The organism is Stenotrophomonas sp. 22DLJC03, assembly GCF_056861405.1.
In genome coordinates this window covers 133,629-147,344 of record NZ_JBSPUG010000006.1, presented here as the reverse complement: position 1 = coordinate 147,344, position 13,716 = coordinate 133,629, and the positions used below count along the sequence as shown (strand labels likewise).

15 protein-coding genes and 1 tRNA gene are annotated in these 13,716 nt (G+C 65.2%); 13 read left to right on the top strand and 3 right to left on the bottom strand.

Features of this window, described 5'->3' with window-relative positions:
• Positions 1–342: 342 nt before the first annotated feature.
• The 10 genes from ruvB to queC all read left to right on the top strand — a co-directional run bounded on the left by ruvB (position 343) and on the right by queC (position 8,770).
• Positions 343–1,383, top strand: a complete 1,041-nt coding sequence (ruvB, locus tag AC13GA_RS18470; protein WP_046983214.1) for a Holliday junction branch migration DNA helicase RuvB — start codon at positions 343–345, stop codon at positions 1,381–1,383.
• Positions 1,373–1,804 (top strand): tol-pal system-associated acyl-CoA thioesterase, encoded by a 432-nt coding sequence (gene ybgC, locus AC13GA_RS18465; RefSeq protein WP_253078804.1) that lies wholly within the window; start codon positions 1,373–1,375, stop codon positions 1,802–1,804. The genes ruvB and ybgC overlap by 11 nt, the downstream gene beginning before the upstream one ends.
• A 10-nt stretch (positions 1,805–1,814) precedes the next feature.
• A complete protein-coding gene (gene tolQ, locus AC13GA_RS18460) occupies positions 1,815–2,594 on the top strand; it encodes a protein TolQ (RefSeq protein ID WP_046983215.1) in 780 nt (259 codons plus the stop codon).
• 24 nt (positions 2,595–2,618) lie between these two features.
• Entirely contained in the window at positions 2,619–3,047 is a 429-nt protein-coding gene (gene tolR, locus AC13GA_RS18455; protein ID WP_006386166.1) for a protein TolR, read from the top strand.
• On the top strand, positions 3,037–4,092 hold the full coding sequence (tolA, locus tag AC13GA_RS18450) for a cell envelope integrity protein TolA (RefSeq protein WP_253078805.1): 1,056 nt from the start codon (positions 3,037–3,039) through the stop codon (positions 4,090–4,092). The genes tolR and tolA overlap by 11 nt, the downstream gene beginning before the upstream one ends.
• Before the next feature lie 295 nt (positions 4,093–4,387).
• Positions 4,388–5,707 (top strand): Tol-Pal system beta propeller repeat protein TolB, encoded by a 1,320-nt coding sequence (gene tolB, locus AC13GA_RS18445; protein ID WP_006386162.1) that lies wholly within the window; start codon positions 4,388–4,390, stop codon positions 5,705–5,707.
• A 64-nt stretch (positions 5,708–5,771) separates the two neighbouring features.
• A complete protein-coding gene (gene pal, locus AC13GA_RS18440; RefSeq protein WP_006386160.1) occupies positions 5,772–6,290 on the top strand; it encodes a peptidoglycan-associated lipoprotein Pal in 519 nt (172 codons plus the stop codon).
• A 3-nt stretch (positions 6,291–6,293) separates the two neighbouring features.
• A complete protein-coding gene (gene ybgF / locus AC13GA_RS18435; protein ID WP_046983217.1) occupies positions 6,294–7,112 on the top strand; it encodes a tol-pal system protein YbgF in 819 nt (272 codons plus the stop codon).
• A gap of 213 nt (positions 7,113–7,325) precedes the next feature.
• Positions 7,326–8,027 (top strand): 7-carboxy-7-deazaguanine synthase QueE, encoded by a 702-nt coding sequence (gene queE / locus AC13GA_RS18430; RefSeq protein ID WP_046983218.1) that lies wholly within the window; start codon positions 7,326–7,328, stop codon positions 8,025–8,027.
• 77 nt (positions 8,028–8,104) lie between these two features.
• Complete coding sequence (gene queC, locus AC13GA_RS18425) at positions 8,105–8,770, top strand: 7-cyano-7-deazaguanine synthase QueC (protein WP_253078807.1); 666 nt, start codon at positions 8,105–8,107, stop codon at positions 8,768–8,770.
• Positions 8,771–8,911: 141 nt separating this feature from the next.
• Here the strand turns inward: queC and AC13GA_RS18420 are convergent, their stop codons facing one another.
• Positions 8,912–9,868, bottom strand: a complete 957-nt coding sequence (locus AC13GA_RS18420; protein WP_482998724.1) for a DUF2268 domain-containing putative Zn-dependent protease — start codon at positions 9,866–9,868, stop codon at positions 8,912–8,914.
• A 178-nt stretch (positions 9,869–10,046) separates the two neighbouring features.
• On the opposite strand from AC13GA_RS18420, the gene AC13GA_RS18415 reads away from it, so the two are divergent.
• Positions 10,047–10,122: transfer RNA gene (locus AC13GA_RS18415), tRNA-Lys, on the top strand.
• A gap of 319 nt (positions 10,123–10,441) precedes the next feature.
• Here the strand turns inward: AC13GA_RS18415 and AC13GA_RS18410 are convergent.
• Positions 10,442–10,798: a winged helix-turn-helix transcriptional regulator gene (locus AC13GA_RS18410; protein ID WP_227416532.1), complete on the bottom strand. Its 357-nt coding sequence runs from the start codon at positions 10,796–10,798 to the stop codon at positions 10,442–10,444.
• Positions 10,799–10,940: 142 nt separating this feature from the next.
• Between AC13GA_RS18410 and AC13GA_RS18405 the strand changes: the two genes are divergently transcribed.
• The gene (locus AC13GA_RS18405) at positions 10,941–11,885 is read left to right on the top strand and encodes an aromatic alcohol reductase (RefSeq protein WP_482998723.1); all 945 of its coding nucleotides are present in this window, start codon (positions 10,941–10,943) and stop codon (positions 11,883–11,885) included.
• A 395-nt stretch (positions 11,886–12,280) separates the two neighbouring features.
• Here the strand turns inward: AC13GA_RS18405 and AC13GA_RS18400 are convergent, their stop codons facing one another.
• The gene (locus AC13GA_RS18400; protein ID WP_136639864.1) at positions 12,281–12,598 is read right to left on the bottom strand and encodes a hypothetical protein; all 318 of its coding nucleotides are present in this window, start codon (positions 12,596–12,598) and stop codon (positions 12,281–12,283) included.
• A 198-nt stretch (positions 12,599–12,796) separates the two neighbouring features.
• Between AC13GA_RS18400 and AC13GA_RS18395 the strand changes: the two genes are divergently transcribed.
• Positions 12,797–13,648 (top strand): alpha/beta hydrolase, encoded by an 852-nt coding sequence (locus AC13GA_RS18395; protein WP_482998722.1) that lies wholly within the window; start codon positions 12,797–12,799, stop codon positions 13,646–13,648.
• The last annotated feature ends 68 nt before the right edge of the window (positions 13,649–13,716 follow it).

Genomic DNA, 13,716 nt, shown 5'->3' with positions numbered 1-13,716 from the left:
CAGAAGCCGAGCCCACTCTGCTCCTCAGTTCCATCCACCCATGGCGTGGATCTACCGTGTCGACCAAGGTAGACACCCACCAATAGCAGGCCATGCCATTCCGGCAGATCGCGGAGATCTGTCGAAGGCGGGGTGGGTCCGGTTGCGGGGGTGTCCGCGGCATGGATGCCGCGGCCAAGCCCCCATGGATGGGTTTACGGCGTCCCCCGCAACCGGACCCACCCCGCCATCCATCAGGAAACCTGCTTCTGCTGTCGCTCCGGCAGTTGAAGTTGCAGTTGCTTCTGCGGGTGCCGGGCGCAGCCCGGCCGAATCTCCCCGCTTTTACCGCATAATCAGCACATGACCGACGACCGCATCATCGCCGCCGGCGCCACCCGCGAGGATGACGCCGCCGACGCCAGCATCCGACCCAAGCGACTTGCCGACTATCTCGGCCAGGTGCCGGTGCGCGAGCAGATGGAGATCTACATCCAGGCCGCCAAGGGTCGTGGCGACGCGCTGGACCACGTCCTGATCTTCGGCCCACCCGGCCTGGGCAAGACCACGCTCAGCCATGTCATCGCCAACGAACTGGGCGTGGCCCTGCGGGTCACCTCTGGCCCGGTGATCGAAAAGGCCGGCGATCTGGCCGCACTGCTGACCAACCTCCAGCCGCACGATGTGCTGTTCATCGACGAAATCCATCGCCTGTCGCCAGTGGTCGAGGAAGTGCTGTACCCGGCGATGGAAGACTTCCAGATCGACATCATGATCGGCGAGGGTCCCGCCGCCCGCTCGATCAAGATCGACCTGCCGCCGTTCACCCTGATCGGTGCCACCACCCGTGCCGGTCTGCTGACCGCGCCGCTGCGCGACCGCTTCGGCATCGTCCAGCGCCTGGAGTTCTACAGCGTTGAAGAGCTGACCCGCATCGTGCGCCGCTCGGCAGCGATCCTGGCCATCGACTGCACCGCCGATGGCGCTGGCGAGATCGCGCGCCGCGCGCGCGGCACCCCGCGTATCGCCAACCGCCTCCTGCGCCGCGTGCGCGACTATGCGCAGGTGAAGGCCGGCGGCCACATCGACGAAGCCGTGGCTCAGGCTGCGATGAAGATGCTCAAGGTCGACCCGGAAGGCTTCGACGAGCTCGATCGGCGACTGCTCAAGACCATGGTGGATTACTTCGACGGCGGCCCGGTCGGCATCGAATCGCTTGCTGCGGCGCTGTCTGAAGAGCGCGGCACGCTGGAAGACGTGGTCGAGCCGTACCTGATCCAGCAGGGTTTCCTGGTGCGCACCGCGCGTGGCCGCATGGCCACCCACAAGGCCTACCGGCACATGGGCCTGAAGCCGAAGAACCCGCCGCAGGACCTGTTCGCCGAGGTTCCCGATGTCGGTTGAGCCCCGATTCAGTTGGCCGACACGCATTTACTGGGAAGATACCGACGCAGGTGGCGTGGTCTACCACGCCCGCTACGTGGCCTTCATGGAACGGGCCCGGACCGAATGGATGCGTGCGCTGGGCTATGGCCAGGAGCGCATGCGTGCCGAGCACGGGATGGTCTTCGCGGTGCGTTCGATGCAGATGGATTTCATCAAGCCGGCACGGCTGGATGACACCCTGCAGGTGAGCGCAACGCTGGTCCAGCTGAAGAAGGCCAGCATGGCCTTCGACCAGCAGATCCTGCGCGACGGCGAGCTGCTGCTGTCGGCCCAGGTCCGCATCGCCGCACTGGAAGCGGCCAGTTTTCGCCCGCGTGGCATGGACGAAACCGTCCTTGCCGTGCTGAAACCCCACCTCCACCCCGAATCCGAACATTGAGGAACAACGGATGATCGCAACGCTCCTGGCCCTGCAGGCCACGGTCACCGAGGCTTTGCCGGCTGACGTCAGCAATGCCGCGACCCAGACCCTTGCCCAGGCCACCACCGGCGGCGGCATCAACTACCTCGAACTGATGGCCAAGGCCAGCCTGCCGGTGAAGATCATCGTGCTGGCGCTGCTGGTCGGCTCGTTCGTCAGCTGGGTGATCATTTTCCGCAAGGCCCGCATCTTCAAGCAGGCCACGCGCGAAGCCGACGAGTTCGAGAACCGCTTCTGGTCCGGCGCCGACCTGGGCAAGCTGTACAGCTCGGCCACCGACCGCAGCCGCAATGTCGGAGGCCTGGAGGCGATTTTCGAAGCCGGTTTCCGCGAATACAGCCGCCTGCGCGACAAGCGCCGGCTGGACGGCCGTGCGCAGCTGGAAGGCGCGCAGCGTGCCATGCGCACCACCTACACGCGCGAAGTCGACCAGCTCGAACGCAACCTGGAACTGCTGGCCAACATCGGCTCGACCGCCCCCTACGTGGGCCTGGTCGGCACCGTGTTCGGCATCATGGTGACCATGCACGACATGATCAGCAGCGGTGCACAGGCGGGTATCGCCGCGGTTGCCCCGGGTATTTCCGAGGCGCTGTTCGCCACCGCCATCGGCCTGTTCGTGGCGATTCCGGCGGTGTGGGCCTACAACCGCTTCACCACCCGCGTGGAGCGCATGTCGGTGCGTTTCGAGACCTTCGCCGACGAGTTCAGCTCGATCCTGCAGCGCCAGAGCGCTGGCGACGAGTAAGCGCCTGACCCGGGAGTCCATGCCATGTCCGCTGCCATCGGTCGCCGCAAGCGCCGCAAGCTGAAATCGGAAATCAACGTCGTTCCCTACATCGACGTCATGCTGGTGCTGCTGATCATCTTCATGGTCACCGCGCCGCTGCTCACCCTGAGTTTTGATGTCGACCTGCCCAACTCCAACGCCAAGGCGCTGGAGAGCAAGCAGGACCCGGTGATCGTCTCGGTGCGCCAGGACGGTCAGCTCAGCCTGAAGCTGCCTGACGCCAAGGAGCCGACCGCCGTGTCGGCCGAGGAACTGGAAGGCCGCCTGGCCGGCATCGCTGCCCAGGACAAGGGCGTGCGCGTGATCGTCGCCGCCGACCGTGCCGTGGCCTATGAAAAAGTCATTGCCGCGATGGATGTGATCAAGCGCGCCAAGGTAGACAAGGTAGGCCTGGCCACCGATGCACGCTGACGCCCTGCCACCCCCGCATCAGCGCGAACCCGGCTGGGGCCTGCCCCTGGCCCTGGCCGTGCTGGTGCACCTGCTGGTCGCGCTGATCTTCATCGGCGCCTGGCTGTGGTCGCCCCAGCGCAACACCGATGCCGCCGCCGGCGATCCGTCGGTCGAGGCCAGCTTGGCGCTGTCCTCGTCCGAGGCCGCTGCCGCGCGCCAGGCCCTGCGCCAGTCGGAGAAGCTGGAAGACCTGCCACCGCCGGTCGCTGAGCCGATCCCGGTGCCGGAAGACACCATTCCGCCGCCGCAGCCAATTCCCGAGCCGCGCCCGCAGGACGCCCCCACGCCTCAGCAGCAGCAGGCGCAGGAGCGTGTCGCGCAGCCGGACACCAAGGATCAGGAAGCGGTGAGCGCACTGGCCATCTCGCAGGAGAAGGCCAAGCAGGAACAGGAAGCCAAGCGCCGCCAGGAGCAGATCGACCTGACCGAACGCAAGCGCCAGGAAGAAGCGGAGCAGAAGCTGCGCCTGGCCAAGCAGCAGGAAGCGGACGAAAAGAAGAAGCAGGCCGAGCAGGAGCGCGTGGCCGCTGACAAGGCCGAGGCCGAGAAGCAGAAGAAGATCGCCGAGATCCGCGCCCGCCGCGAGCAGGCCGAGAAGGAAGCCAAGCTGGCCGAGCAGAAGCTGCGCCAGGTCGCCGCCGCGCGCAACGCCGCCGGCAGCGCCGCCGCCGGTGCCAGTGGTGCGGCACAGCCGGCTGGCGGTGGTGGTGGCACCAGCGATGACCTTTCTGCCAAGTACGCCGCCGCGATCCAGGCCAAGGTGCTGTCACAGTGGGTGCGCCCGGATACGGTGCCGCTGGGCCAGCGCTGCACCATCACCATCACCCAGATTCCGGGTGGCACGGTGATGCAGGCCAAGGTCAGCCCGAACTGCCCGTACGACGAGGCCGGCAAGCGCTCGATCGAGGCCGCGGTGCTCAACGCGCAGCCGCTGCCATACCGCGGGTTCGAGTCTGTGTTCGCGCGCACGCTCAACTTCACCTTTACCGCCCAGGATCGCTGAGGCGGGCAGGGCAGGGTGGCCATCGGGCCACCTGCGCCCACGGATGTCGCGCTTGCCTCTGGCGGGCCCGGTTTCAGCCGGGCAGGCTGGGTGTCGCCCGGGAACGCCGCCTTTCGAGGGGGCCGTGATCGGGGTCGACGAGGCCGGTGGGTGCGATGTTAGCCACGACGTTAACGGTGCGTGAGAGAACGGGCTGGAACTGACCCGGAATTCACGTACCCTTGGTTCATGATTGCGAAGCGGTTCACTTCCGCTTTGCTATCCCTCGTTCCGGTTTCCCCCTATTGAGCGCTCCATGAAAAAGATGCCTCGCTGGCTTGCCGTGTTTGCGGCCCTGTTGCTGCCCTTTGCTGCCGTTGCGCAGCAGAAGGGGCTGGATATCGACATCATCGGCGGCAATGCCTCCGCGCTGCCGATCACCGTTGTGCCGATGCCCTACCAGGGGTCTTCGGCCGCACCGCAGACCGACGTCGCCGGCGTGGTCCGTGCCGACCTTGAGCGTTCGGGCCAGTTCCGCACGCTGCCGGAAGCGCAGATCGTCGAGAAGCCGGTGCGCGGCGGCGACATCCAGTTCGCCACCTGGCGCGCGCTGAAGCAGAACTACATCGTGGTCGGCCGCGTGCTCGACGCCGGTGCCGGCGCCTACCGCGTCGAGTACGAGCTGTTCGACGTGCCCAAGGGCGAGCGCCTGCTGGGCCTGGCGATGACCGCCCGTGGCAATGCCATGCGTGACGTCGCCCACCAGATGGCCGATGCCATCTACGAGAAGATCACCGGTGTGCGCGGCGCCTTCTGGACCCGCATCGCCTACGTGACCGCCAGCGGCAAGGGCGATGCCATGCGCTATGCGCTGATGGTGGCCGACTCCGACGGCTTCAATCCGCAGACCATCGTGCGTTCGGCCGAGCCGCTGCTGTCGCCGTCGTGGAGCCCGGATGGCAGCAAGCTGGCCTATGTCAGCTTCGAACGTGGCAACTCGGCCATCTACATCCAGAACATCGGCACCGGCGCGCGTGAGCTGGTCACCAGCTTCCGTGGCATCAACAGCGCCCCGGCGTTCTCGCCGGATGGCCGCAAGCTGGCCCTGACCCTGTCGCGTTCGGGCAACCCGGAAATCTACGTGATGGACCTGGGCAGCAAGCAGCTGGCCCAGCTGACCAACCACTTCGCCATCGACACCGAGCCGACCTGGGCGCCGGACGGCAGCGCGGTGTACTTCACTTCCGACCGCGGTGGCCGTCCGCAGGTCTACAAGGTGGGTGCGGGCGGCGGCAGCGCCGAGCGCGTGACCTTCCAGGGCAACTACAACGCCAAGCCTTCGGTGTCCTACGATGGAAAGAAGATCGCCGTCGCCCAGGGCTCGGGCAACAGCTACAAGATCGCGATGATGGACAGCTCGCTGGGTTCGCCCCGCTGGAGCACACTGTCCCCCGGTTCGCTGGATGAGTCTCCGAGCTTTGCGCCCAACGCAAGCATGGTGTTGTACGCCGCCCGCGAGGGTGGCCGTGGTGTGCTGTACGCCGTTTCGGCCGATGCGCGCGTGCGCCAGCGGTTGGTTCTGGCCGACGGAGATGTGCGCGAACCGGCATGGTCCCCATACCGTACCCAGCGCTAAAAGAGTGTTAATATTTTCGCTGTCTTGATCCCCTCATCGGCCTAGGAGCCACAAAGGTATCGCCATGAACAAGTCCACCCGCGTTCTGCTTGTTTCCCTGCTGTCTGTGGCCGTCCTGGCCGGTTGCTCGAAGAAGGTCAAGGAAGAGCCGCAGGCTCCGGTTGACACCGGCACCTCGACCACCACCCCGACCGGTCCGTCCACCTCCGGCCTGTACGGCCCGGGCGACCTGGACACCGATGCCTGCCTGCGTCAGCGCGTTGTCTACTTCGACCTGGACAAGGAAGACGTGAAGCCGGAATTCCAGGCCATCATGGCTTGCCACGCCAAGTACCTGCGTGACCGTCCGTCCTCGCGCATCACCCTGCAGGGCCACACCGACGAGCGCGGTTCGCGCGCGTACAACCAGGCCCTGGGCGAGCGTCGTGGCAACGGCGTCAACTCGGCGCTGCAGGCCAACGGTGGCTCGGCTTCGCAGCTGACCGTCGTGTCCTACGGTGAAGAGCGTCCGGTCTGCACCGAGTCGAACGAGTCCTGCTGGTCGCAGAACCGTCGCGTCGAAATCGTCTACACCGCGCAGTAATCCATGCGCATTGGCATCAAATTGATGCTGGTCGTTGCGGCAGCCCTCGTGGCTGCCGCACCGGCGCATGCACAGCGACAGAGTCTGGCCGACCGTGTCGGCGCGATCGAGCAGCAGATGTACAACAACAGTGCCAATCAGGACCTGTTGAACCAGATCAACCAGCTGCGGCAGCAGGTGACCAGCCTGCAGGCCTCGATCGAGCAGTTGCAGCACGACAACGCCCAGCTCAAGCAGTCCGCCCAGGACCAGTACCTGGATCTGGACAGCCGCCTGAACCGGTTGGAAGGGGGCAATGCCGCCCCGGCCCTGCCGCCCGTTCCGGCGAGCGCGCCGAAGGCCGCCCCGGCCCCGGCAAAACCCGCAGCGGCGGCCACTTCCGAGCGGCCGCCTTCCGTCCATGGTGATGCCGGCAGCCTTGCCGCCACTGGCGACGAGCGCACCACCTACAACGTCGCCTTCGATTCGTTGAAGGCCGGCAAGTACGATGATTCGGCGCAGCTGTTCCTGAGCTTCCTGCAGCTGTACCCGAACGGTGTCTACGCGCCGAACGCGCTGTACTGGCTGGGCGAGAGCTATTACGCCACCCGCAATTTCCCGATGGCCGAGACCCAGTTCCGTGAACTGCTCTCGCGCTATCCGACCCACGACAAGGCCGCTGGCGGCCTGCTCAAGGTCGGCCTCTCGCAGTACGGCGAGGGCAAGGTCGACCAGGCCCAGCAGACGCTGGAGACCGTCGTGGCGCAGTACCCCGGCTCGGACGCCGCGCGCACCGCGCAGGACCGCCTGCAGTCGATCCGCCTCGGCAAGCAGATCCGCTGATCCGCTGATCCGCTGACCGGGCGTACAATACGTGTCCTGTAGAGCCGAGCCCATGCTCGGCTGCTTTCGTTTCCGGACCGGCAAACCCGTCCGGATCCGGTAGCGCCGGGCCATGCCCGACCGGCCGCTGTTGTAGAGCCGAGCCATGCTCGGCTGCTTTCGTTACCGGCCACGGTAGCCCATCCGCCACGTGTCCCACCAAGAAGTCCCGCCATGACCGCCGTTACCCCGTCCAGCGCCGCCGCCACACCCAGCGAGATCGTGCAGTCGCCGCTGCCACGCCTGAAGATCACCGAGATCTTCACCTCGCTGCAGGGCGAAGCCGATACCGCCGGATGGCCGACCGTGTTCGTGCGCCTGACCGGCTGCCCGCTGCGCTGCCAGTACTGCGACACCGCCTACGCCTTCCATGGTGGCACTTGGTGGGACATCGACGACATCGTGGCCGAGGTGCTCGCCCAGGGCGTGCGCCATGTCTGCGTGACCGGTGGCGAGCCGCTGGCGCAGAAGCGCTGCCTGGTGCTGCTGCAGAAGCTGTGCGATGCCGGCATGGACGTCTCGCTGGAAACCTCCGGCGCACTGGACGTCAGCGCGGTGGACCCCCGCGTGTCGCGCGTGGTCGACATCAAGACGCCCGGTTCGGCCGAAGCCGCCCGCAACCGCCTGGAAAACCTGCCGCTGCTGACCGCGCGCGACCAGATCAAGTTCGTCATCTGCAGCCGCGAGGACTACGACTGGGCCAAGACCATGCTGGCCGAGCACGACCTGGTGAAGCGTTGCACCGTGTTCTTCTCGCCCAGCAAAGGCGAGATCACCGCGCGCCAGCTGGCCGACTGGATCGTGGAAGACCGGCTGCCGGTGCGGTTCCAGATGCAGTTGCATAAAATCCTGTGGAACGACGAGCCGGGCCGATGAGCCCGCGCAGCGTTCCCTGATGTAGCTCCGGCGCGGGACAGCGTGCTGGCTTTTCCCCCAAACCGGAAGATTGACCCATGAAGAAGGCAGTCGTGCTTCTCTCCGGCGGCATGGATTCAGCCGCCGTCATTGCCATGGCCCAGGAACAGGGCTTTGCCGTGCATGCCCTGAGCGTGCGTTACGGCCAGCGCCACACCTCTGAACTGGACGCCGCCGCCCGCGTGGCCAAGGCCCAGGGCGTAATCGCGCACAAGACCGTGGACGTGGACCTGCGCAGCATCGGCGGCTCGGCGCTGACCGACGATATCGACGTGCCCGAAGCCGGCGGTGCCGGCATCCCGGTCACCTACGTACCGGCGCGCAACACCATCATGCTGTCGCTGGCCCTGGGCTGGGCCGAAGTGCTCGGTGCCAACGACATCTTCTGTGGCGTCAACGCCGTGGACTACTCCGGCTACCCGGACTGCCGCCCCGAGTTCGTGGCCGCGTTCCAGGCGCTGGCCAACCTGGCCACCAAGTCCGGCGTGGAAGGCGCGGGCATCAAAGTGCACGCACCGCTGCAGTTCCTCAGCAAGGGCCAGATCGTCAGCGAAGGCGTGCGCCTGGGCGTGGACTTCGGCCTGACCGTGTCCTGCTACAACGCCGACGCCAACGGCGCCGCCTGCGGCCACTGCGACGCCTGCCGCCTGCGCGCGCAGGGCTTCACCGAAGCCGGCGTGCCGGACCCCACGCTGTACGCCTGAGGTAATGGGGGCTGATGCCCCAATGGTGGGTGCCAACCCTGGTTGGCACTGAGCGGCGGGCACGGCCCGGCGCTACCGGGCAGGTCTGACTCTGGTGGGTGCCAACCCTGGTTGGCACTGAGCGGCGGGCACGGCCCGGCGCTATCGCTGCTGCAACCACCCCGACGCCTCGATAAACGCCCGCACCGCGATCGGATCGGTGTAATCCAGCTCGATCATCCGCGCGATGCCCGCCTTTTCATCGGCCTGCTGCCGCATGTACTCCTGCGCGATGCGGTAGCCGGCGTAGTAGCCCACATCACTCACCCCGAACGGATTGCGGGCGCTGTTGTACAGCCAGTTGTCGAGATTTTCCCCATCCATCTCAGCAATGAAGCGCGTGCGGATGTCCGCTTCGTGTGTTGCGCCGTAGTCGTAGAAGGGTAGTGCCGGCCGGCGCCCGCTGATGCGCTCCGCCACATACTCGGCCACGCCCTCGCGCACCGCGTACTGGGCCAGCCTACCCGTGGTCTCACGCTGCTGCGTGTGCACGTACTCGTGCAGGTTGTTCTGCGCGTTGTTCGCGCCCGGCCGGCTGTCGTAGAAGATCCGCAGGCGGTCGCGCATCTTCGCCGGGAGTTCGCTAACGTCCACGTGCTCATCGCCCAGCGCCATCTCCGCGCCGATCAGCACCTTGTCACCCAGCGTGGTACCACCGGTACGCAGCACGCCCACCGCGTAGGTGATGGTGGCCGGGCGCAGAGCAGGGTAGAGCGCACGGAACGCGGCCAGATCGCGCTCCAGCGAGGCACTGGCTTGCTGCGCGTTGACGGTGAGCGGGCGTACCGAGGTCCAGAAGCGCGGCCACGCGTTCATGGCCTCGGCGTATTCGCGGGCGGTGTAGTTGCGCACCTGCATCAGCGCATGCAGTCCAGGGCTGCCCGGATCGATGTAGCGCTGCTGGACCAGCGCCACCTGACGCTCAGCATCAGGCTCGGCGCGCACCGCGTCATAGGTGGCCCAGAAGCGGCCGATATCATCGGTGACGACCTGGGACGGGGCGGCCAGTACCGAACACGGCAGCAGCAAGGCAGCAATCAGGCTGAAGGGCAGGCGCATCCGTGGCTCCGAGCGGGGATCATACCTGGGATGCGCAGGAGGCCCGGAAGGTTTAAGCGGGCTCGCCTGGCCGGGTAGTGCCGGCCGCTGGCCGGCACCCGCAACACATCGGGGTTTCACCCGGCCCGGCAAAGTAGGGTAGAATGCCCACCCCGCCGAAAGGCCGGGGAAGTGCAATGGGCCGTTAGCTCAGTCGGTAGAGCAGAAGACTTTTAATCTTTTGGTCGAAGGTTCGAATCCTTCACGGCCCACCAATTGCATCAACGACTTAGGCGCCCTTGCGGCGCCTTTTTCATATTTCCGGAAAAATTAAGTGGTTCCACGCTCGAGCACGTGCAGCTTATGAGGCGGTTGAACCACCGGCAGTTCGTGGTCGTATCGCTGTCGCATCTCTTCGGTGACGTGACCACATGCGGTCTTGCGGCGCCTTCGGTGACGCCCCGATGTTGTAGCCCACACAAGGCCAAACGCTTGGCGTCGGATGTGACCGACGCGGATACCTCGGTGATGACGCGCTGGAGCATCCCCCCAGTGGGTGAAGCTACCTGCCTGCGCCGCTGCTTGCCTATATCTTCATTTCCCGTCTGAAGAATCAAAATTCTGCCGACATTGGCGGAATTCCTCCGCATGAGCCACTACCCATGTCCACATGGGAATCATCAGTACAAGAAGGTCCTTGCCCAGCGCTGTGATGCTGTACTCCACATGTGGCGGTACTTCGTGGAAATCCTGCCGGCTGATCAACCCGTCACGTTCCAATTGCCGGAGGGTGCGCGTAAGCATGCGTTGGGTGATTCCCTTCATCCGTCGCGCGACCTCGGCATGACGCAGCGTTCCATACACGCCAAGCGCATGGATGATACCCAGGGACCAGCGGCTACCGGCGTGCGCTAAAACCTCCCGGCGCAGTCCATCTTCGTCCTCGCTCATCCCGTCGCATATGGCTTGAGAGTGCCTTAGGAGTTCTTCCGGACTCATGAACGGTGCGGTCGGTATCATCGATGTGCCTTCTTACGTGTGGGCCATTAGGCGAGCAGAATCGCCGCCATCGTACACACACAAGGCGATTTCCATGTCATCTCATATCAGCACTACCCCCTCTCGGTCGATCCTGGTGCTCGGCGCAGGCGAGCTTGGAATGCCTGTCATCCGGAACCTTGCACGTTTGGCCGTAAGTCATCCAGGCACACGGATCAGTGTGATGCTACGGGCGACGTCGATCGACTCAGAACTGCCGGAGAAGCAGCGGGTGGTCGATGAAATCCGCGCCTTGGGGGTGAATATCGTTGCTGGCGATCTGGTAACTGAATCAGTAGAAGCGTTGGCGGCTACCTTCGCGCAGTTCGACACAGTGATTGGATGCACCGGCTATGCCGCAGGCCGCGATACGCCAATGAAGGTTGCGCGTGCGGCGGTGAAGTCTGGTATTCCCCGCTACTTCCCTTGGCAGTTCGGTGTCGATTTCGATGCCATTGGGCGCGGTGGCCCCCAGGATCTGTTCGACGCCCAGTTGGACGTGCGCGAGTATCTGCGTTCGCAGACTGCGATGGATTGGGTGATCATCTCCACTGGGATGTTCACCAGCTACCTCTTCGAGCCCGACTTCGGCGTGGTCGACCTGATTGGGCATAAAGTGAACGCCCTGGGCTCGGCGAGCAACGCTGTCACCTTGACCACGCCGGATGATATCGGTGCAATGACAGCGCGCATCGTGTTCCACACACCTGCGATCCGCAACGAGATCGTGTATCTGGCAGGTGACACCATCCGCTACGGCGACCTTCCGAATATTCTGCAGAAGGCGTTCGGCGAACCTTTCGAGCTGACGATCTGGGGTGTACCCCAGCTCATGCAGGAACTGGCTAACGACCCGGGCAACATGATAAAGAAGTATCGCGCGGCCTTTGCCCAAGGGAAGGGCGTTGCGTGGGATGTGGAGCGAACCTTCAATGCGAAGATCGGGGCCGAGTTGCAGGGCGTGCAGGCGTGGCTGGATTCCAACGTGCAGCGCTCCTGATTTGCCGCTGGATTGTGAGGAGGCGCCTACTGGGCGCCTTTTTCATTGCCGTTCCCGACCGCACGCTCACGATGGTTGTACGTCGCGGCACACCAGTTCGCCAACGGCTCGGCAACCGGCGTCAAACGGTGGAGTCTTGGTCGTGGATCCCGTGCATATCGCTTGAGACGCCGGAAGAATTGTCGAGTGAGCTTAGGACCTGCAATGGTTCCACGCTCGATGGGCGGAAAAATAGAGCGGCGCAACCGGTTGTTTTCAAAGGAAGCGCCAGCTTTCTTTTAATCTTTTGGTCGAAGGTTCGAATCCTTCACGGCCCACCATTGCATCCAGTGACCCAAGTCATTCAGGAAGGCACCGCCAAGCGGTGCCTTTTTTGTTGCCTTGGTCCAGTGCCTCTACTTCGTCCGCATTCCCTTGGCTTTTGCGGCTGCTGCGTCGGCAGCCTCCTGTGCGGCCGTTGCTGCCGCATTCGCGGAACGCGCCGCTTCCGCTTGAGCCGCCTCGAAGTCTGCCCGGCGCTGCGCGCTGATCCGGCGTTCCAGTTCTGCAGATGCGACGAAGCTTTCCGGATACTTCGAGGCACAGGCCTGTTGCACCAGTTGTACCGCACGGTCGGACAGGCCGGGTTGGATGTTGCCGAGCAGGCAGTCAGCATACGGTGCAGATGCAGCGGGGCCTGCAGCCAGCGCTGTGATGACCAGGGCATTCAACATGCGTACCTCCTTGTAGGTTTCGATTGGACTACGGTGTGGTCTGGCCCGAGTATGGCCCCGTTCGTGGTGCAGGTGTTCCCCTCCTCCACGCAGGGCTTGGATCTACTGAGCATCTGGCAGCGGTAGCGAGCATGCCGAAACCGCCAACGCGCCGGCCCTGACGCTATGCTCGGCATCTTTCCCAGGATGGCTTACCCCATGCGCTTGATCGTGCTGTCGCTTCTGCTGTCCGCTGTCTCCGTCGCGCCCCTGATGGCCGCCGAAACTGCACCGCCCGCGCTGGCCGATGCCGCAGCCCCACTGGTCATCGGCGAGACCTTCACCATCGAATCGAAGGCGCTGGGCGAAACCCGCCGCATCAACGTCTATCGCCCGCAACCCTGGGGCCTGGACCCGAAGGCACCGTTGCCAGTGCTGTACATGGCCGATGGCGGCATCGGCGAGGACTTCCTGCACGTGGCCGGGCTGGTGCAGGTAATTGCCGGCAACGGCAGCATGCGCCCGTTCCTGCTGGTCGGCATCGAAAACACCGAGCGTCGCCGCGACATGACCGGCCCCAGCAGCGACCCGCAGGACCAGAAGATCGCGCCGCGCATCGGCGGCTCGGCGGCCTACCGCCGCTTCCTGCGCGATGAGCTGATGCCGCAGGTGCGTCTGCGCTACCCGACCACCGACGAGCGTGCGCTGATTGGTGAATCGCTGGCCGGCCTGTTCGTGATCGAGACGCTGCTGCAGGAACCGACACTGTTCAACTGCTACATCGCGCTGGACCCCAGCCTGTGGTGGAACCGGGGCACGATGCTGGCCGCTGCGGCCAAGCAGCTGCCGGCTGTGACGCGCGCGCAGCCCCGTGTGTTCCTGGCCAGCAGCGGACAGCCGGAACTGGCCGCATCCACTGCGCGACTGGCCGAGTTGCTGCAGCAGGCTTCGCCGTCGCCGCTGGTGAAGTACCTGCCGCTGCCTGAGGAAACTCACGCCACGATCTATCACCCGGCCGCCCTGCAGGCGCTGCGCACGCTGTTCCCGGCGGCGCCGCCGGCCTCGCCCTGACCTGGCGTGGCACTGCATCGCACGACGTGTGAGGATGCGGTAGCGGCGCCACCCGGGTGCGCCGCCTG